Below are 17,582 nucleotides of genomic sequence, written 5' to 3'. Positions count from 1 at the left end.
CCATGGCCCTTCGCCTCTCCCTGCCCGCGGCCGACGGCCGCACCAGCCCCTATACCCTGCAAGGCCGCCCGCCGGTGGCTCCGCCCAAGGGGGCCGTGTTCAACCGCATCGCCTACTCGGCCGCCCATGTGGTGGCCAACCCGCTGGCCGCCATCGACCCGTGGCTGCAGTGCGCCGTGGACTGGGATGCGACCATCGCCTACCGCCACCGCCTGTGGTCGCTGGGCCTGGGCGTGGCCGAGGCCATGGACACCGCGCAGCGCGGCATGGGGCTGGACTGGCCGACCTCGCTGGAGCTGATCCGCCGCTCGCTCGACGCGGCGCGCGACTTCGGGCCGGGCGCGCTCGTGGCCTCGGGCTGCGGCACGGACCACCTGGTGCTGGAGGACGTGAAGTCGGTGGACGATGTGATCCGCGGCTACGAGGAGCAGATGGAGGCCATCGAAAAGCTGGGCGGCAAGCTCATCGTGATGGCCAGCCGCGCACTGGCCCGCGTGGCCAAGGGCCCGGCCGACTACGAGCGCGTGTACGACCGCATCCTTGCGCAGGCGCGCCAGCCCGTGGTGCTGCACTGGCTGGGCGACATGTTCGACCCGGCCCTGGCCGGTTACTGGGGTTCGCGCGATGTGGATGCGGCCATGGGCACAGCCCTGGCCGTGATTGCCGCGCACCCGGACAAGGTCGACGGCATCAAGATCTCGCTGCTCGACAAGGACAAGGAGGTCGCCATGCGCCGCCGCCTGCCCGCCACGGGCGGCACCGACGGCCAGGGCGTGCGCATGTACACAGGCGACGACTTCAACTACGCCGAACTCATCGCCGGTGACGGCGCCGGCGGCACGCCGCGCCAGGGCCAGAGCGATGCGCTGCTGGGCATCTTCGACGCCATCGCACCGGCCGCGAGCGCGGCGCTGGCAGCGCTGGCGGCGGGCGACATGGCGCGCTTCCACGCCATCCTGGGGCCCACGGTGCCGCTGTCGCGCCACATCTTCGCGGCGCCCACGCGCTTTTACAAGACGGGCGTGGTCTTCATGGCCTGGCTCAACGGCCACCAGAGCCACTTCACCATGGTGGGCGGGCAGCAGAGCACGCGCTCGCTGGTGCACTTCGCCGAGCTGTTCCGCCTGGCCGACCAGGCCGATCTGCTGGAGCAGCCCGAACTGGCCGTGCAGCGCATGGGCCACCTGCTCGCATTGCACGGCGTGGCCGCCTGGGCACCATGCGTGACTTCTCGCAAGACCACCGCTGGCTCTCGATCAACACCGCCACCGTGCGCAAGCAGCAGGGGGCGGAGGTGCCGCTGTCGCGCATCATCGACCAGTGCGCTGAACGCGGCATCCGCGCCATCAGCCCCTGGCGCGACCAGGTGGCAGCGGCCGGCCTGGACGCCACGGCGCGCCAGCTGCGCGCCCATGGCATGGCGCTGTCGGGCTACTGCCGGGGCGGCTTCTTCCCGGCGGCCGATGCGGCCGGCCTGCGCGCCGCGCTGGACGACAACCGCCGCGCCATCGACGAAGCCAAGACCCTGGACGCCGCCTGCCTGGTGCTGGTGGTGGGCGCCCTGCCCGGCGCGCTGGAGGGCACGCCGCACTACACCGACCTCGCCCGCGCACGCGGCGAGGTGTTCGACGGCATCGCCGCGTCGCTGGAATACGCACGGCAGGTGGGCATGCCCCTGGCCATTGAACCGCTGCACCCCATGCAGGCGGCCGACCGCGCCTGCATCAACACGCTGGAGCAGGCGCTGGACATCTGCGATGCGCTCGATGCGCAGAAGACCGGTGCGCTCGGCGTGGCCCTGGACGTGTACCACGTGTGGTGGGACCCCAAGCTGGAACAGCAGATCGCACGCGCCGGCAAGGAACGCCTGCTGGCCTACCATGTGTGCGACTGGCGCCTGCCCACGCGTCACCTGCTCAGCGACCGCGGCATGATGGGCGACGGCGTGATCGAACTGAAGAAAATCCGCCAGTGGGTCGAGGCCGCGGGCTTCGAAGGCTATGCCGAGGTGGAGATCTTCTCGGCGCTGGACTGGTGGCAGCGCACCGGCGAGGACACGCTGGACACCTGCATTGCACGGCACCGCGCCGTGGTCTGATGTGCCGGGCGCTGCCCGGGACACTCTGCGCCAATCAGGCGGGAACCGGCGTCGCGGTGCGCCGCACGCGGCGCACATTGAAGGCACTGGCGATCAGCACGCCCTGCACGACGGCCAGACCGAGCAGCACGGCCGTGAAGCGGCCCTGGTCGAGCAGCACACCGAACAACAGCGGCGACAGCGCCTGGCCGATGTCCAGGCCCGAGTAGACAATGCCGTAGACCCGGCCCGTGGAGCCCTCGGGCGTGGAGCGCTTGACCAGCAGGTCGCGCGAGGGGCCGGCGATGCCGGCGCAAAAACCCATCACACCGAACATCACGGGTACGAGGGCCCCAGGCGGGTGCGCCAGGGCCAGGGCCACTGCCACGCAGGCGGCCAGGCCGAAGCCCACGCCCACGATGCGCTCGCAGCGGCTCGGGTCGGCGGCCAGGAAGCCACCCAGCACCATGCCGCCCGCGCTGGCCACCATGTAGACCGTGAGGCACATGGCCGCCAGGGCCACCGGCACAGCGTGCAGCTGGCGCGCGGCCTCGGGCGCAAAGGCCTGCACCACGTTGAGCGACACGGCGTAGAAAAAGAAGAACGCAAAGCACATCCACACGGCCGGAATGCGCAGGAAGGCAAAGTTGCCCTGCTGCCCTGCGGCCCCGGCCTTGGCAGTCGCTGCCGCAGGCACGGGCGGCAGTTCCAGCACACGGCGTTTGAACAGCAACAGCGCCAGCACGGCAAACGCCAGCACGCCGGCGCAGACCAGGGCCACGCGCCACGAGAAGGCGATCGCCAACGGCACCAGCATGGCCGGCGCCAGCGCCCAGCCCAGGCTGCCGGTGATGCCGTGCACGCTGTACGCATGGCCCAGGCGTGGCGCGCTCACGCGCCGGTTGAGCAGCGTGTAGTCCACCGGGTGGAACACGCCGTTGCCGATGCCCGCCAGCACCGAGAACGCGGCCAGCATGGCATAGCTGGTGCTGGCCGCAAAGCCGAACGCCGCCAGGCCCAGCAATGCCAGGCCGCCGAACAGGATGGGGCGCGGACCGAAGCGGTCGACCACGAAGCCCGAGCCCGCCTGCACGGCGCACGAGACCACGAAGAATATGGTCATGAGGAAGCCCAGTTCGGTATAGCCGACCTGGAAAGCGTCCTTGAGCCACGGGAACAGCGGAGCCAGCAGCAGCTGGCTGAAGTGGCTGATGAGGTGGGCGATGCCCACGAGGCCGATCACGCCCGCGTCGGCACGCAGGGGGACGGCAGCGGCAGGGCTGGCGGTGGGGTTGGCAGAAGTCATGGCGAAATCGTAATATCGCGCCTGGATTTCTGGAATGCGACGGAAAGACAGGTTTCAGCGAATTTGCGCCAACCCCGTATACAAAACCCACCCCCACCATGGCACGCACCAGCCACGCCGCCCCGCTCGGGGACATGGACCCCTTCGTGCCCACCCCGGCGCAGCCGGTGCGGGTGCGCGCGCGCAACATGCCGGCCGACACGCATTTCGAGCCGCACCGCCATGCCTGGGGGCAGCTGGCCTACTGCGCCAGCGGCGTGATCCAGGTCAGCGTGGTGGCCCCCGTTGCGCCCACGACGTACATCGTGCCGCCCTCGCGTGCGGTGTGGATCGCCCCCGGCGCCCTGCACGCCATTGCCGTGCTGGAGGCGGCGGCTTTTCGCACCCTGTACGTCGACCCCTCGGTGATTCCCGCCGACGGAGCCGTCTGCCGCGTGATGGCCGTGACGCCGCTGCTGCGCGAACTGGTGTCGGCCCTGGACCCCGTGGGCGGCCCGCCACCGGGACCTGCGCGTGAGGCGGCCTTGACCACCCTGGTGCTCGACGAGATCGGCCAGGCCGAAGTCCTGGCCCTGGGCGTGCCCCTGCCCGGGCCGGACAGCGACAAGCGCCTGCGCGCCCTGTGCCAGGCCGTGCTGGAGGCCCCCGGCCGCCATGCCACGCTGCATGACTGGGCCACCGACAGCGGCGCCAGCGAACGCACCCTGGCCCGGCTGTTCCAGGCGCAGTTCGGCATGGGCTTTGCGCCCTGGCGCAAGCAGGCGGTGCTGGCCCATGCCCTGCCCCGCCTGGCGCGCGGCGAATCGGTGACCGCCGTGGCCGCCGCCAGCGGCTACGCCAGCGAAAGCGCCTTCTCGGCCATGTTCAAGGCCGCCATGGGGCAGCCGCCGAGCTGGTTCATGGGCAGGAGCGATGCCCACGGGCCGCCTTCCGCGTGACCGCCAGTGCGCTTTGGGCAACCGCCGGGGCAGCAGGCGGTGCCCTACCATTCCGATGCGGCGATACTGGGAAGCTGCAACAACAGGTTTCAGGGGAGAGGGAAAGCATGATTCGACAGTTGTTCCTGGGCACGGCGGCCTGCCTGGCGCTGGCGGCCCCGGCGTGGGCCATCAACAAGTGCACGGGCCCGGATGGCAAGGTGTCCTTTCAGGATGCGCCCTGCGCCGGTGGGGGCAAGGGCGAGAAGGTCGAGGTCCGGCTGTCGAGCAGCGGCATTGGCACCGCTGCGCCGGCCCCTGCAGCAGCCACCACCCCGGCCTCGGGCGCATCGGCCGCAGCACCTGCAGCGGGTGCCGCATCGGCCCCTGCCGCACCGGCTGCCGCCACGGCACCGGCTCCGCGCAAGGAAGGCGCCTTTGGCGAAACCTGGCGCCGCAAGACCGATCTGGAGCAACGCCTGATCCGCGAAGCGCGTGGCACGCTCCAGGCCCACCAGCAGCGCTGCGCGGCCGATCAGCGCGAGCGGGCCGCCCGCCGCACCCAGGCCCGCACCGGCACCGCCCCTGCCACGTCCGAGCAGGCCGTCACCTCCGAGATGCAGGCCGCGGCCGCGGCCTGCGAGCTGCGCACACGTGAGCTGCAGGCCAACGTGGACGCGCTGGAAAAAGAGCTCCGGGAACTGAGCAAGAAGTAACAGCTCGAGGCAAGGCGCCCCGGCTCACCCCGGCGCCCCCACCTGCTGCACCCGCGCCAGTGCAACGCGCCCATGGCCCACGGACCAGTCGGAATAGTCGTTCTCGTGCATGAAGATGAACACGTCGGCCGGGGCCACGTGCGCCATCTCCTGCAGTTTGCGCGCAATGGCGGCGTACAGCGCGCGCTTCATCGCATCGCTGCGGCCACGGCGCAGGGTGATTTCGACGACAACCACGGCATCCGACCGCGCCACGCCATTGAAGCTGCGGCTGAAGGCGAACTGCCCCGGGGCATAGCCGGTGACCATGTTGAACAGCTCGTCCTCGGGCATGCCGATGCCTTCGACCAGCGCTTGGTGGATGGCCTGCACGATGGCCTCGCGCGTTTCATCGGAGCTTGCCTGGGGCACATGGGTGTGGATGAAGGGCATCGGATATGTCCTTTGAGTCAAATAAACGGGTTGGGAAAGCTTGAATTCTTCCCCCACGCATCCGAGCAGAAAAGCGATTTATACGCCCACCCTATGTGATCTAGAATCACATAGAAATGAAGCCTCGCCTGCCCCCGCTGGGCGCCCTGCGCGCCTTCGAAGCCGCCGCCCGCCTGGGCCGCATGACGGCCGCGGCCGAGGAACTCTCGGTATCGCCCGGCGCCATCAGCCGCCAGGTGCTCCAGCTCGAAGAGCACCTGGGCCTGCCGCTGTTCGACGGTACCAAGGCCCGCCCCACCCTCACGGCCGCGGCGCGCACCTTGCAACCCGTGCTGACCACGGCCTTCCAGCAGATCGCGGACACGGTGCGCGCGCTGGGCGATGCCCACCAGGGGCCGCTCGATGTGGCCTGCTTCAGCACCTTCACGGTCAAGTGGCTGATCCCACGGCTGTTCGACTTCCACGCACAGCACCCGGGCATCGAGGTGCGCCTGCGCACCACCGACACCGGCACCGACGCCGCGCGCGAGGGCTGCGACCTGCTCATCACTGCCGAGGAGGCAGCAGGCGCGCTCCGCGATGGCCCCACCGCACAGCCCCTTTTCACCGAGCGCCTGGGCCCCGTGTTGTCCCCCGTACTGGCCGCACGCACGGGTGCGCTGCACACACCGGCCGACCTGGCCGGCCAGCCGCTGCTGCACACGCGCGCGCGGCGCAATGCCTGGGCCCTGTGGGCCGCCTCGACCGGCGCAGCCTGGCCCGAGGCGGTGGCCGCCGCCGGCCCCGTGTACGAGCACTACTACTTCACGCTGGAGGCTGCCGTGCGCGGCCTGGGCATTGCCATGGCCCCCTGGCACCTGGTGATGGACGACGTGCAGGCCGGACGCCTGGTGGCGCCCATGGGGTTCAACGCCTCGGGCTATGAATACCTGGCGCTGCGACGCAGTGCCGCAGCCCACCCGCGCCTGGACGTGTTCTGCAGTTGGCTGCAGGCGCAGGCCAGGGCCATGCCGCCGTCCTGATCGCCGAACCACCGGCCCACAGGCCACAGACCGCCCATGCGCGCAGGGAGGCACTTCACCCTGTCCGTGCAAACACGTCGCGCTTCACGTATGGTGGCGGTTCCGCCTCTCCCACCCCGCTCCGCCCCATGGCCACAACTGCCCCCGCCTCCATCCACAGCTACCAGCCGCGCCAAGGCCATGGCCTGCCGCACGACCCGTTCAATGCCATCGTCGGGCCACGCCCCATCGGCTGGATCTCGACGCAGAGCTCCGCAGGCGCGCTGAACCTGGCGCCTTACAGTTTCTTCAACGCCTTCAACTACGTGCCGCCCATCGTGGGCTTTGCCAGCATCGGCTACAAGGACACGGTGCGCAATGTCGAGGAGACGGGCGAGTTCGTGTGGAACCTGGCCACGCGCAGCCTGGCCGAGGCCATGAACCAGAGCTGCGCCGCCGTGCCGCCCGAGGTCGACGAATTCCAGCTGGCGGGCCTCACGCCGCTGGCCAGCACCCAGGTGGCGCCGCCGCGCGTGGCCGAGAGCCCCGTCACCTTCGAATGCCGGCGCACCCAGATCCTGCAGCTGCAGGGCGCCGATGGCGCACAGGTGCCGACCTGGCTGGTACTGGGCGAGGTGGTGGCGATCCACATCGACAAGGCGCTGCTCAAGGAGGGTATCTACGACACGGCCGCCGCGGGCCACATCCTGCGCGCAGGGGGCCCCGCCGACTACTTCACCGTGGGCCCCGAACAGCTCTTCAAGATGTACCGACCAAGATAGCGCACACCCCCTGAGTCGCTTCGCGCCTTAAACCCCACTCGAACCCCTGCGCGGGTCGGGAGGGGGTGAAGGCGCGGCGGGGCGGCCCTTGCGCGGGAGCACTGGCTTGAGCAAGCCGGTTTTCGCCTTCAGCAGGCATGGGCGGGACTGCAGCCGAGATACGATTCTCCCTAGAAGCTGCAGCTGCTGGTTGCCGGCCGTTACAACTGCACCCGCCACGATGTAACAAGGCGTGGCAGCATCCTGGCGAGTACCCAGGAGACCCCGCCATGCCCCGCCCCCACCTTGCCCTGCTGGCCTCGCTGGCGCTGCTGGCCAGCGCCGCCGTGGCCGCGCCCACCGTGGGGCCTTGCCCCGTGCTGCCGGCGGACCATGTGTTCAACACCCGCATCGACCAGCTGCCGGTGCACCCGCAGTCCGCTGCCTTCCTGCAGACCATCAGCACCGGCAGCCGGCGCCTGCACCTGGACCTGGGCCAGAGCGAGGACATGGCCAGCAGCGAGTACTGGGGCATTCCGTACAACGTGGTGCAGGGCAGCCAAATCACCTGGCCGGCGGTCTACTTCGACCGCGATGGCGCACCCGATGAAAGCGATTGCGCGCGTGCCGACGGCAGCCTGGCGCGCCCCTGCACGGGCCTGACCAGCCCGGCGCGCCTGCCCTTCCCGCTGCAGCCCAAGGTGGAGGGCGGCATCAGCAGCAACAAGGCCATCTACAACGACCACCACATCCTCAGTGTCGACACCGACACCTGCATGCTGTGGGAGAGCTACCTGAGCTATGCCCGCGCCGATGGCGGCTGGGACATCTACAGCAGCGCGGCGTTCGACCTGCGCTCCAACGCGCTGCGGCCCGCGGGCTGGACCTCGTCGGACGCAGCGGGCTTTCCGATCTTCCCGCTGCTGCTGCGCGCCGAGGAGGCCAGCACCGGCGAGATCCAGCACGCGCTGCGCTTCACCATCCAGAGCAGCAAGATCCGCACAAGCTACACCTGGCCGGCGCGCCACCTCACGCGCAATGGCGATGCCTCGGCCGCCAAGCCGGCGATGGGCCAGCTGTTCCGCCTGCGTGCCGACTACCCGGTGCCCGAGAACTACACGGCGCAGGCCAAGGCCATCCTCAACGCGCTCAAGCGCTATGGCATGTACATCGCCGACGGCGGCTCGGACATGTACATCACGGGCGATCCGAGCCGGCTGTGGCAGAGCGCCACCATCACCCAGGTGCAGACGGTGCCGCACACGGCCTTCGAGGCGGTGGACCTGACACCCATCACCACGCGCGTGGGCTTCAGCGCCGACAGTGCGCGCGTGCCGCCCGCACCCGGCGGCGGGCCGCTGACGCCGGCCAGTTTCTCGGGCACGACCGAGGGCACGGTGCAATCGCTGCGCCTGACCGGGCGCGTGCAGCCGGCATCGCGCGACGTGGGCCAGGGCGGCGTGGTCTATGTCGTGGCCTTGGTGCCCGGCGTGGGCGTGGCGGTGCTGACGCCGCAGGGCTGGGCGCTGTTCAACGGCGCATCGACACCGGCGCCGGCCTGGCAGGGCACGCTGACGGCGTCGCAGACCGTGACTATCCTGGAGCTGGTCAATGTGAGCGGCCTGCGCGGCACGCAGTTCTTCCTGGGCTACGGCACCAGCCTGGCGGACATGCTGAACAACACGAAATTCCAGCTGATCTACGCGGTCCCCTGAGGCCTTTTCAACGGGAGAGCGGTGCGCACAGGCCTTGCAGCGGCGCCCTGCCCCACTGTTCCAGCCAGGCCCAGAGCTGCTGCACCCCGTCACCGCCGGGGCCTTGCAGGCCATGGTCGGCACCGGGCAGTTCACGCGCGCACCAGGGCGCCTGGCGGCCCTGCGCCTGCCCGGCCCCGCGGCGAAAGGCCTCCACGGGCACCAAGGCATCGTTCGCACCCCAGACCTGCAACACAGGCCAGGGCCCTTCGCGCAGGGGCCGCGCCAGTGGCCAGTGCCAGAGGTCGCGCCAATAACCCAGGCTGCGGCCCTGCGCCAGCGTGCTGTCGGGCTGGAGGCCGGCCTGCAGGCGGCCCAGGGCCTCCCAGTCGGCTGCGGCACCCAGGCGCTGCGCCTGCAGGGCCCCGGCCTCGCGCGGGTCCAGGCCACTGCCCGACGACAACACCAGGCCCGCCAGGCCCGGCACCTCGGGCGCCAGCGCAGGCAGCAGCTCGGCCCCTTCGGAGATGCCGACCAGCAGCTGGGGGATGGTTGGAAGACCCTGCGCCTGTCGCAGGCGGGCATCCGCGCGCAACGCGGCCCGGGCATGGTCACGCCAGGCAGAAAGGCGATCCGCCTGCACGAAGTCGGCAGGGCATGCACCGGCGGCGGTGCGGGCCCCTGGATCGACACCGGGCTTGTGCAGCACCAGCACCTCGGCATGCAACAGGCCGGCGAAGTAGCGGTCGGCCAGCGGGCCCATGCCGGCGCAGCCCGAACCGGGCACCACGATCACGCGGTAGCGCAGCGGCGCCGTGCGCGCGGGCCGCTGCAAGGCCTGCACGCCCGCCCCGCCCGCCCCCGGCAAGGAATAGGGCGCGAAGGCCGTTGCAGCCGACGCTGGCGGCTCGGGCGCTGCAGCGCAGCCGCCCACAAAAAAGGCCAGCACCAGGCTGGCCTTGAGGGCGCGGGTCGGGATGGCGCTGGCCATCCACGCTGCGCGAGGGGCAATCACTTGAGGATCAGCACCTGGTCGGCCTGGGGTGCCGGCATGGGCTGGCCGCCGCCCTGGTAGACCACGGGCGGTGGCGGGGGAGCGGCCGGGCGCACGCCGCGGGCCAGGTGGGCGTCGGTATAGCCCAGCTGGGTGGCCAGCTGTTCGTACACGCTGCCTGCCAGGCTGCGCGAGGTCTCGCTCATCACCTTGGCCCGGTTGGGCGGGGCGATGTCGCCGCGGTTGGACAGGATCTTGGTGTCGTTGCCTTCGCCCTGTGCGGAGAACGCGGCCTTGATCTCGTAGGTGCGGGTGTTGATCAGCGAGAAGTCGGCCAAGAGCTGCAGGCCGTACTGGCGCGTGGCGCTGGTCGTGCCCTGCAGGGGCGAGAGCGCATCGGTGAAGTTGATGCTGGAGACCACGCCGAAGAGCACGTAGTCGGCACCGGCGAACTCGCCCTTCTTGATGCGCGCGATCACGTTGGCCACCTGGTTCTGCGCCTGGGGTGCGGCCATCTTGCCGGTCTGCACCTGGTTGAGCACCTGTTCGGCCTTGCTGTTCTGCGGCTTGCCGGCGTCGAAGCCCTTGCCCTGCACCAGGCGGAAGTAGGTGCCCTGCAGCAGCGCGCCCTTGAGGTCGTTGGTGTAGCCGCCGAGCTCGCGCTGCTCGATGTAGCTGTAGCGGCCGGCCACGAAGGTGCCGCTGGCCTGCTCGGAGGCCTGCATGGAGTGGCTGCCCGAGCCACCGTACATGCCGTGGCTCGCGCTGCCGCCAGCGCTCATCTGGGCGCTGCGCTGGTAGGCGCCGGCCACGAAGTATTCCGAAACCTGCTGGGCATAGGCCAGGTCGGTCACGGCGATCTTCGGGGCTGCGTTCTGTGCCTGGGCGCTGCTGGCGCCGAAGGTGATGGCCAGCACGCTCAGTGCGGCGGCCCGGGTGGTTCTGCGTTGCATGGTGAAGTCCTTTCAGTGCCGCGTTGGCTCAGCGCTTGCTGGTCTTGCGGATTTCCTTCTCGTCCTGCCATTCCACGGTGCCTTCCTGCACGTCGAACAGCTTCAGGGTGAACTTGTAGTACACGTCCTTGGTGGTGTTGCTCTGCTTGACGATGCTGGTCAGCTCGCCTTCCATGGTGTACTTGGCAGCCGTCATCTGGCCGACCTTGGCGGTGGTGCCCTGCTTGTACAGGCCGCTCTGGTTCTGGCGCTGCAGTTCGTCCACGCCCTGCTGCATCTCGTTGATGGAGCGCACGAAGCGCACCTTGCCGGACTTGACCAGCGCGGTCTGGATCGAGTTCATCACGTTGGTGGTGTCGATGTACTCGCTGGTCTTGTTCTTCACGGTGGAGATGGTCACCGTGGGGCGGCCTTGGAAGATGCCGGTTTCGAGCAGGCCGCCGGTCATCTTCTCGGCGATCATCTGCAGGTCGGTGGAGCCGAACTCGTTGGTCACCAGTTCCACGGCCTTGGCGTCGCCGTAGTTGACCTGGCGGTCGAAGCGCACGGTGGGCGAAGACAGGTTCTGGCAGGCCGAGAGGGCCAGGGTGCTGGCCGCGAAGGCCAGGACGAGCGCGGTGCGCTGGATGCTGTGATTGCGTTGCATGGTTGTTTCTCCGGTCGGCGCTGGAATGCTCAGCGCGGTTCTACGTTCATTTCCAGGCGCAGGTCGACTGCGGCGCTGGTGGGGGCTACGCTCTTGACGGTCTGCTGGCCCAGGCCGAGCACGCTCATCTGCTTCCACGACTCTCCGTCACCCACCTGGTTGCCCACCTGGTCCACCCACTTGAAGCGGTAGAACACGGTGCGGTCGGTGCGGCCCATGTTGGCCATGTCGGCCTGCACCACCAGGATGTCGTTGGTGCGCACGATGCGCATCTCGCGCACGGCGATGTTGTTGGCCTCGCCGCGCAGCGCCACCTTGGACGCCACGGCGATCGGGGTGGCCGGGTCGTGCAGCTGGGCGTGCGCCGCTGCGCCGGTCAGTGCCATCAGGGCAACGCCGATGGCGGTCAGGTGGGTGCGGATGGTCATGGATAGGCTCCTTGGAAAACGTCTGTCAGGTTCAGTTCTTGGCCGGGGTCACGGGCGCTTGCGCGGGCTTGGCCGCAGGCCGCGTGCGGTTGGTGGTAGTGGTGGTGCTTGTCCTGGTCGTCGTCGTCGTGGAGATCGTCTTGGTGGACGATGCAGGCACCTCGACGGCCGCTGGCGCCACGGCGGCAGTCGACGCAGCGGCGGCCAGCTGGCCGACCGATGCCACGTCGCCCATGAGCACGCTGTTGTCGTACAGGCGCAGGGGCACCAGGGCGTACTGGCCATCGACCTTCACGGGCTGGGGCAGCGCGCGGCCGTTGATGGTCACGGTGTGCTCGCCCGGTGGCAGGTAGCCGCGGGCCACGTAGACGCGGCCGGGCAGCATGCGCCACATGCGGTCGTCGGCCTGTTCGGTGGCCGAGGCTGCCACGGCACCCACGATGCCGCCCAGCAGGCCGCCCTTCTTCTGCAGCTGGTCCTGCATCACGCCCTTGGCGACGGCGCGGGTGAAGCCGCGCAGCACCATTCCGGGCATTTCGTCCTTCAGGGCACGGCGTGCCATCACGTTCACGTCCACCACCTTCTCGAGCTTGAAGTCCGTGCCGGCAGCCGACAGGTTGGTCAGCGGCGCATCGCGCGAGGGCTCGATCACGGGGTAGGACACGCTCACCGTGGTCCAGCGGCTGCCCACGGGCACCGGCAGGGTGAAGGCACGGGGCTTGCGCGCGGGGGCGTCGCCGGCCTCGACCACGAACAGCACGTCGGTCATGCGCTGGCGGCGCTTCCAGGTGAAGCTGGTGCGGCTGTCCAGGCCGCGCAGGCCTTCTTCAAGCACGCCGGTCTCGGGCTTGAGCTCGATCGCCTTGCGGTAGCCCGGCGCGGCCAGGCCCGGCTCGTTGAGCATCTCGTACAGGAAGCCGGCCAGGTAGTGGCTCAGGGCGTTCTGGTAGCCGTTCTTCAGGGCCAGCACTTCGGGGTCGTTGAAGGTCTCGACGGGGTAGCCGTTGAGTTCCTTGCCGCCCGAGGTCGCGCCCTTGGACTTGGCTTCCTGCTCGGCCGCCAGGGTTTCCTTGGAGCGGAACTCGGCGATGATGGCCTCGCGCTCATGGGTGCGCTTGATGTCCACGCGGGCGTTCTCCACGTCGCCCACGGCCACGCGGTTGAGCGCCAGGCGCGTGGTCAGCCAGACCTTCTCGTAGTCCTGGCCTTCATAGGCCTTCAGGCGCTCGCTGATCAGCGCGGCACCCACGGTGCCCATGAGCTTTTGCGGGTTGCTCTTGGCCGTGTCTTCCCATTCCTTGACCTTCACGTCGGCCAGCAGGAAGGCATTCGTGCTGTCCGCGTAGCGGCGGTCCATGCGCAGCAGCTCGCCGCGTTCCATGTTGTACAGCAGCGCGGTTTTCTCCTCCTCGGTCTTGGCCGAGGATTCGAGCTGCGCAATGGCCGCTGGTATGCCGCCGCTGCGGCCGGCACCCTGCACGTCGCTGGCCAGCTTGTCGTGGCTCTGCATCGTCGCGCAGCCCGTGAGGGCGGCGCTCAGCGCCAGCACCCACAGCAGGCGCGGGCGGAATTGGGGTCGGGATGTCATGGATACTCCTTGCAAATGGATCGGGTGTTCACCAGAAAACCCCGGCGACGTGCCCCTGCAACAGAAATGCTGCGGCAGGCACCGCAGAGGGTGCCGCGCGCGGCATGCCGCTGGCGAGGGAGGTTGTCGACCGGACAAGGAAGGCTGTGCAGGCCCGAGCGCTCCCTCCTGGCGCTGGTCCTCGCTGCTGCTGCTGCAAGCCCCCTGTGGCTGTGAATTTCTAGGTTCTTGTGTGGTCTGTAGCCAGGGCGCAATGTAGCAAAAGGATGTATCTTTTCTGTAACCGCCGGCCGGTAGGAAAAACAGTTGTAGCGCTGCATTTCAGCCCTCCCTGGCGGTAACGGGCAAGCGGTAGATCCACACCACACGGCCGCCCGGTGCGCGCAGCTGGGCACGGGGCAGCAGGCCGGGCACGGCGAACTCCAGGCTCACCAGCCAGGTGCCGGCCGCCATCTCGGCCTGGGCCTTGGCGGCGGCGCGGGCCATGCTTTCGGGGCGCTGGAACAGGTAGACCATCTGGTAGCCGCTCCAGTCGGCCTGCCACATGTCGCCGCGGCGCACCTGGGCCCAGGGGCAGCGCAGAGCGCAGGCCAGGCGCAGCGGCCAGCTCCACTCCAGCCCTTCCAGGCGTGCGTCCGGGTAGGCATGGCGCAGGGCAATGAGCCCGTCGCCCAGGCCGCAACCGGCATCCAGAATGCGCGCGCCCGGCGCCACGGACGCCTGCACGGCCAGCGCCTGCAGCGCATTGCGCGGCGTGGGAAAGATGGGCGCATCGCGCCAGGCATTGAGGGGGTAGACCGCCAGCAGCAGCGCCAGCGGCACCAGCCAGGCCCAGGCCGGCAGGCTGGCCATGCCGCTGGCCGCCAGCGACAGCGGAAAGCCCAGGGCAATGAGCGCACGGCGCCACCAGCTGCTGCCCAGCAGGCTGGCCGCCGTGCCCAACAGACAAGCGGCCAGCAGCGCCGCGACGGGCGGCACGGACCGCAGGAGTCCGGCATAGAGCAGCCACGCGGCGGCCCACGCCAGCAGCGCAGGAAGGGGCCAGGGCAGAAGGCGCAGAGGCATGGGAATCAGCGGCCGCAAGGCCCCTGCCAGGCTGGCGTGGAGCGGGAGCATGCGATCACGCCATCGGCCAGCGCAACGCCGGTCCGGCCCAGGGAGGGCGCGGTTGCTGGCAGTGGCGATGGGGGGGTGCGCGATGGCATGGTCTCTCCAGAAACTCCCCCGCAGCTGGTGCCGCGGGATGGAATGGAGCGCAGTGTAGGCCGGCATGGCGCACCGCAACACACCCCGCCGACCATTGCGGCAAGATTGTGTGCACTTTGTCACGTGGCCCCAAACCAAGGGGCTCGCACCCCCACCCGCCCGGGGTGGGCGGCCGTCAGCCGCGCAGGCGCTCGATCAATCCATTGAGTTCATCGATGGAACCGAACTGGATCGCCAGCTCGCCCATGTCCTCGACCTTGCCGGCGCGCTTGACGCGCTTCTTCACGCGCACCTCGACCTCGGCCATGAGCAGGTCGGACAGCTCTTCCTCCACCCGGCGCATGTCGCGCGAATTATCCTTCTTGGGCTTTTGCGGCACCAGGCTGAACTCGGCGCCGATCTTCTTGACCAGGGCCTCGGCCTCGCGCACCGACAACTTCTTGGCTGCGATCTGGTTGCCAGCCGTGATCTGTGCTGCACGCTCCAGCGAGAGCAGCGCGCGCGCATGGCCCATGTCGATGTCGCCGGCCATGAGCATGGTCTGCACCGGTTCGGCCAGATTCAACAGGCGCAGCAGGTTGCTGGCCGCGCTGCGCGAGCGGCCCACAGCCTGGGCCGCGAGCTCGTGCGTGAGCCCGAATTCGCGCACCAGGCGCTGCAGGCCATGCGCTTCTTCGAGCGGGTTCAGGTCCTCGCGCTGGATGTTCTCGATCAGCGCCATCGCCGCCGCCGCCTCGTTGGGCACGTCGCGCACCAGCACCGGCACCCGGTCCAGGCCGGCCAGGCGCGCGGCGCGGAAGCGCCGCTCGCCGGCGATGATTTCGTACTTGCCGGCGTTCTCGCCATCGGCCAGGCGGCGCACCAGGATGGGCTGCATGATGCCCTGCACCTTGATGCTCTCGGCCAGCTCGTACAGCGCGCCCTCGTCCATGCGCGTGCGTGGCTGGTACATGCCGGGCACCATCTCGGCCAGGGTCAGCGTGTTGGGCAGGCCGGCATCGGCGGCCTGGGCCTGCTCGGTGGCTTCACTGACCTTGGGGCCCAACAGGGCTTCGAGGCCGCGTCCGAGGCCCTTGGGTTTCTTGGTGACCATGAAAGATCGCTTTCTTCTTGTGTGTTCTGGAATTCAGGGACGGCGCCGCGCGCGCATCATTGGTCGATGATCACCAGCGTGCCATGGCTGCCCGGTGCCACCGCATGCGGCACGCCTGCAGGCACGATGAACACTTCGCCGGCCTGCACCTCGGTGACTTCACCCTGCAGGTCCAGGCGCATGCAGCCCTCGACCACGAGCAGGGCCTCGTCGAAGTCGTGCGATTCGTCGGGGTAGGCGCCGTCGTCCATGCGCAGCACCTTGACGTTGGCATTGGCGGCTCGGCCGATGACGCGGGACGACCAGGCTTTGGGAAACGTGCGCGCCGTCTCCAGGAGATTGGTTTTGGACATGGTGGATCAGGACGTGGAGAGCGGCATGGCGGACGACCGCAGCCCGGCCAGCAGGGCCTGGCCCTCGGGCCAGTCACCGAGGCCCGACTCGGCATTGATGTGCCCCCGCTCGCCGTAGTCGATGAAACGCGCGCCCCAGGCCTGGGCCAGGCCCTCGGCCCGTTCGAAGCTGCAATACGGGTCGTTGCGGCTGCCCACCAGCACGGCAGGGAACGGCAGCGGCTGGCGCGCGATGGGCGACCAGCCCGGCAGGTAGCCGGCGATGTCCTCGCGCTCCACATCGCCGGGGGCTACCAGCAGCGCCCCCTTCACCCGGTGGGTGTTGGATGAATGCGCGGCCCACCAGGCGGTGAGGATGCAACCCAGGCTGTGCGCCACCAGCACCACGGGGCCAGGGGCGTCGACGATGGTTTCTTCGAGCCGCGCCGTCCAGTCACCGCGCAGCGGGCGCATCCAGTCATGCTGCTCCACACGCGCAAAGCCATGCAGCGCCTCCCAGCGGCTCTGCCAGTGCTCGGGCCCGGAGCTCTGCCAGCCGGGCAGCACGAGGACGATATCGGGGGTCACATTCATACTATGAATTTGATAGCAAACAGGCAGATGTTCGATCAGACAACGGCGGGCTTCTTGCCCAGCGCCTTCATGCTCTGCACGCGCTCGACCATCTCCTGCGCGAACTCGATGAAGGCCTGGCTGCCCTTGGCCAGCGGGTCGAACACCACGCCCGGCAGGCCGTAGCTCGGGGCCTCGGCCAGGCGCACGTTGCGCGGGATCACGGTGTTGAACACCTTGTCGCCGAAATGGTCCTTGAGCTGCTCGCTCACCTGCTGTTGCAGGGTGATGCGCGGGTCGAACATCACGCGCAAGAGGCCGATGATCTGCAGGTCGGGGTTGAGGTTGGCATGCACCTGCTTGATGGTGTTGACCAGGTCGGTCAGGCCTTCGAGCGCGAAGTACTCGCACTGCATGGGCACGATCACGCCATGGGCCGAGCACAAGCCATTCAAGGTAAGCATGGACAGCGAGGGCGGACAGTCGATGAGCACGAAATCGTAGTCTGCAGCGGCCTCGGCCAACGCAGCCTTGAGGCGCTTTTCGCGGTGCTCCAGCGCCACGAGTTCGACCTCGGCACCGGCCAATTCACGGTTGGCACCCAGCACGTGGTAGCCGCACTTCTCGCTCAGCACGGCCGCCTCGCGCACCGAGGCGGATTCGAGCAGCACGTCGTACACCGTGAGGTCGAGCTTGCGCTTGTCCAGGTTCGAGCCCATGGTGGCATTGCCCTGCGGGTCCAGGTCGACCATGAGCACGCGCTGACCGATCTTGGCCAGACCCGCGGCGAGGTTGACGGTGGTGGTGGTCTTGCCGACGCCACCCTTCTGGTTGGCAATGCAAAAGATCTGGGCCATGGGGTTTG

General features: G+C 69.2%; 18 protein-coding genes and 1 pseudogene. 7 read left to right on the top strand and 12 right to left on the bottom strand.

Features of this window, described 5'->3' with window-relative positions; translation table 11 throughout:
• Positions 1 to 2: 2 nt before the first annotated feature.
• Both ACK59X_RS26805 and ACK59X_RS26800 read left to right on the top strand, forming a co-directional pair.
• Positions 3 to 1,205: pseudogene (locus tag ACK59X_RS26805) on the top strand (dihydrodipicolinate synthase family protein); the annotation flags it as partial.
• A gap of 14 nt (positions 1,206 to 1,219) precedes the next feature.
• Positions 1,220 to 2,098, top strand: a complete 879-nt coding sequence (locus tag ACK59X_RS26800; protein ID WP_409961574.1) for a sugar phosphate isomerase/epimerase family protein — start codon at positions 1,220 to 1,222, stop codon at positions 2,096 to 2,098.
• Positions 2,099 to 2,132: 34 nt separating this feature from the next.
• On the opposite strand, the gene ACK59X_RS26795 is transcribed toward ACK59X_RS26800, so the two are convergent.
• The gene (locus ACK59X_RS26795) at positions 2,133 to 3,383 is read right to left on the bottom strand and encodes an MFS transporter (RefSeq protein WP_409961573.1); all 1,251 of its coding nucleotides are present in this window, start codon (positions 3,381 to 3,383) and stop codon (positions 2,133 to 2,135) included.
• Between the two features lie 98 nt (positions 3,384 to 3,481).
• Between ACK59X_RS26795 and ACK59X_RS26790 the strand changes: the two genes are divergently transcribed.
• Positions 3,482 to 4,321 carry an AraC family transcriptional regulator gene (locus tag ACK59X_RS26790; RefSeq protein WP_409961572.1) on the top strand — a complete coding sequence of 280 codons (840 nt, stop codon included), beginning with the start codon at positions 3,482 to 3,484 and terminating at the stop codon, positions 4,319 to 4,321.
• Positions 4,322 to 4,428: 107 nt separating this feature from the next.
• A complete protein-coding gene (locus ACK59X_RS26785) occupies positions 4,429 to 5,016 on the top strand; it encodes a hypothetical protein (RefSeq protein WP_409961571.1) in 588 nt (195 codons plus the stop codon).
• A 24-nt stretch (positions 5,017 to 5,040) separates the two neighbouring features.
• Here the strand turns inward: ACK59X_RS26785 and ACK59X_RS26780 are convergent, their stop codons facing one another.
• Positions 5,041 to 5,448: a tautomerase family protein gene (locus ACK59X_RS26780; protein ID WP_409961570.1), complete on the bottom strand. Its 408-nt coding sequence runs from the start codon at positions 5,446 to 5,448 to the stop codon at positions 5,041 to 5,043.
• A 116-nt stretch (positions 5,449 to 5,564) separates the two neighbouring features.
• Between ACK59X_RS26780 and ACK59X_RS26775 the strand changes: the two genes are divergently transcribed.
• From ACK59X_RS26775 to ACK59X_RS26765, 3 genes are all read left to right on the top strand, one after another.
• Positions 5,565 to 6,470, top strand: coding sequence for a LysR substrate-binding domain-containing protein (locus ACK59X_RS26775; protein WP_409961569.1), 906 nt, complete (start codon positions 5,565 to 5,567; stop codon positions 6,468 to 6,470).
• 128 nt (positions 6,471 to 6,598) lie between these two features.
• Positions 6,599 to 7,231: a flavin reductase family protein gene (locus ACK59X_RS26770; RefSeq protein ID WP_409961568.1), complete on the top strand. Its 633-nt coding sequence runs from the start codon at positions 6,599 to 6,601 to the stop codon at positions 7,229 to 7,231.
• A 269-nt stretch (positions 7,232 to 7,500) separates the two neighbouring features.
• Positions 7,501 to 8,925, top strand: a complete 1,425-nt coding sequence (locus ACK59X_RS26765) for a hypothetical protein (protein ID WP_409961567.1) — start codon at positions 7,501 to 7,503, stop codon at positions 8,923 to 8,925.
• Between the two features lie 7 nt (positions 8,926 to 8,932).
• Here ACK59X_RS26765 and ACK59X_RS26760 read toward each other — a convergent pair whose 3' ends face one another.
• From ACK59X_RS26760 to ACK59X_RS26715, 10 genes are all read right to left on the bottom strand, one after another.
• Positions 8,933 to 9,895 carry an alpha/beta hydrolase gene (locus ACK59X_RS26760; protein ID WP_409961566.1) on the bottom strand — a complete coding sequence of 321 codons (963 nt, stop codon included), beginning with the start codon at positions 9,893 to 9,895 and terminating at the stop codon, positions 8,933 to 8,935.
• Positions 9,896 to 9,915: 20 nt separating this feature from the next.
• The gene (locus tag ACK59X_RS26755; protein ID WP_409961565.1) at positions 9,916 to 10,851 is read right to left on the bottom strand and encodes a hypothetical protein; all 936 of its coding nucleotides are present in this window, start codon (positions 10,849 to 10,851) and stop codon (positions 9,916 to 9,918) included.
• Between the two features lie 28 nt (positions 10,852 to 10,879).
• Complete coding sequence (lpoB, locus tag ACK59X_RS26750; RefSeq protein ID WP_409961564.1) at positions 10,880 to 11,497, bottom strand: penicillin-binding protein activator LpoB; 618 nt, start codon at positions 11,495 to 11,497, stop codon at positions 10,880 to 10,882.
• A 29-nt stretch (positions 11,498 to 11,526) separates the two neighbouring features.
• On the bottom strand, positions 11,527 to 11,925 hold the full coding sequence (locus ACK59X_RS26745) for a YcfL family protein (protein WP_409961563.1): 399 nt from the start codon (positions 11,923 to 11,925) through the stop codon (positions 11,527 to 11,529).
• A gap of 31 nt (positions 11,926 to 11,956) precedes the next feature.
• A complete protein-coding gene (locus tag ACK59X_RS26740; protein ID WP_409961562.1) occupies positions 11,957 to 13,513 on the bottom strand; it encodes a COG3014 family protein in 1,557 nt (518 codons plus the stop codon).
• Positions 13,514 to 13,834: 321 nt separating this feature from the next.
• Positions 13,835 to 14,578, bottom strand: a complete 744-nt coding sequence (locus ACK59X_RS26735) for a class I SAM-dependent methyltransferase (protein WP_409961583.1) — start codon at positions 14,576 to 14,578, stop codon at positions 13,835 to 13,837.
• Positions 14,579 to 14,894: 316 nt separating this feature from the next.
• Positions 14,895 to 15,812: a ParB/RepB/Spo0J family partition protein gene (locus tag ACK59X_RS26730; protein WP_409961561.1), complete on the bottom strand. Its 918-nt coding sequence runs from the start codon at positions 15,810 to 15,812 to the stop codon at positions 14,895 to 14,897.
• Between the two features lie 56 nt (positions 15,813 to 15,868).
• Positions 15,869 to 16,165: a cupin domain-containing protein gene (locus tag ACK59X_RS26725; protein ID WP_409961560.1), complete on the bottom strand. Its 297-nt coding sequence runs from the start codon at positions 16,163 to 16,165 to the stop codon at positions 15,869 to 15,871.
• A gap of 6 nt (positions 16,166 to 16,171) precedes the next feature.
• On the bottom strand, positions 16,172 to 16,738 hold the full coding sequence (locus ACK59X_RS26720) for an RBBP9/YdeN family alpha/beta hydrolase (protein WP_409961559.1): 567 nt from the start codon (positions 16,736 to 16,738) through the stop codon (positions 16,172 to 16,174).
• A 35-nt stretch (positions 16,739 to 16,773) separates the two neighbouring features.
• Positions 16,774 to 17,574, bottom strand: a complete 801-nt coding sequence (locus ACK59X_RS26715) for a ParA family protein (protein WP_409961558.1) — start codon at positions 17,572 to 17,574, stop codon at positions 16,774 to 16,776.
• Positions 17,575 to 17,582: the final 8 nt, after the last annotated feature.

Source organism: Acidovorax sp., from assembly GCF_046339755.1.
Taxonomy (GTDB): Bacteria; Pseudomonadota; Gammaproteobacteria; order Burkholderiales; family Burkholderiaceae_C; genus Acidovorax.
Note: the sequence above shows the minus strand (reverse complement) of the source record. Positions and strands in the feature narration are given on the sequence as shown.

Excerpts from the sequence above, each read along its gene's own strand:
- ACK59X_RS26745 (WP_409961563.1), bottom strand. The coding sequence starts at position 11,925 with ATGACCATCCGCACCCACCTGACCGCCATCGGCGTTGCCCTGATGGCA.
- ACK59X_RS26775 (WP_409961569.1), top strand. The coding sequence starts at position 5,565 with ATGAAGCCTCGCCTGCCCCCGCTGGGCGCCCTGCGCGCCTTCGAAGCC.
- ACK59X_RS26800 (WP_409961574.1), top strand. The coding sequence starts at position 1,220 with ATGCGTGACTTCTCGCAAGACCACCGCTGGCTCTCGATCAACACCGCC.
- ACK59X_RS26715 (WP_409961558.1), bottom strand. The coding sequence starts at position 17,574 with ATGGCCCAGATCTTTTGCATTGCCAACCAGAAGGGTGGCGTCGGCAAG.
- ACK59X_RS26795 (WP_409961573.1), bottom strand. The coding sequence starts at position 3,383 with ATGACTTCTGCCAACCCCACCGCCAGCCCTGCCGCTGCCGTCCCCCTG.
- lpoB (WP_409961564.1), bottom strand. The coding sequence starts at position 11,497 with ATGCAACGCAATCACAGCATCCAGCGCACCGCGCTCGTCCTGGCCTTC.
- ACK59X_RS26760 (WP_409961566.1), bottom strand. The coding sequence starts at position 9,895 with ATGGCCAGCGCCATCCCGACCCGCGCCCTCAAGGCCAGCCTGGTGCTG.
- ACK59X_RS26790 (WP_409961572.1), top strand. The coding sequence starts at position 3,482 with ATGGCACGCACCAGCCACGCCGCCCCGCTCGGGGACATGGACCCCTTC.
- ACK59X_RS26785 (WP_409961571.1), top strand. The coding sequence starts at position 4,429 with ATGATTCGACAGTTGTTCCTGGGCACGGCGGCCTGCCTGGCGCTGGCG.
- ACK59X_RS26770 (WP_409961568.1), top strand. The coding sequence starts at position 6,599 with ATGGCCACAACTGCCCCCGCCTCCATCCACAGCTACCAGCCGCGCCAA.
- ACK59X_RS26725 (WP_409961560.1), bottom strand. The coding sequence starts at position 16,165 with ATGTCCAAAACCAATCTCCTGGAGACGGCGCGCACGTTTCCCAAAGCC.
- ACK59X_RS26730 (WP_409961561.1), bottom strand. The coding sequence starts at position 15,812 with ATGGTCACCAAGAAACCCAAGGGCCTCGGACGCGGCCTCGAAGCCCTG.
- ACK59X_RS26780 (WP_409961570.1), bottom strand. The coding sequence starts at position 5,448 with ATGCCCTTCATCCACACCCATGTGCCCCAGGCAAGCTCCGATGAAACG.
- ACK59X_RS26735 (WP_409961583.1), bottom strand. The coding sequence starts at position 14,578 with ATGCCTCTGCGCCTTCTGCCCTGGCCCCTTCCTGCGCTGCTGGCGTGG.
- ACK59X_RS26755 (WP_409961565.1), bottom strand. The coding sequence starts at position 10,851 with ATGCAACGCAGAACCACCCGGGCCGCCGCACTGAGCGTGCTGGCCATC.
- ACK59X_RS26740 (WP_409961562.1), bottom strand. The coding sequence starts at position 13,513 with ATGACATCCCGACCCCAATTCCGCCCGCGCCTGCTGTGGGTGCTGGCG.
- ACK59X_RS26720 (WP_409961559.1), bottom strand. The coding sequence starts at position 16,738 with ATGAATGTGACCCCCGATATCGTCCTCGTGCTGCCCGGCTGGCAGAGC.
- ACK59X_RS26765 (WP_409961567.1), top strand. The coding sequence starts at position 7,501 with ATGCCCCGCCCCCACCTTGCCCTGCTGGCCTCGCTGGCGCTGCTGGCC.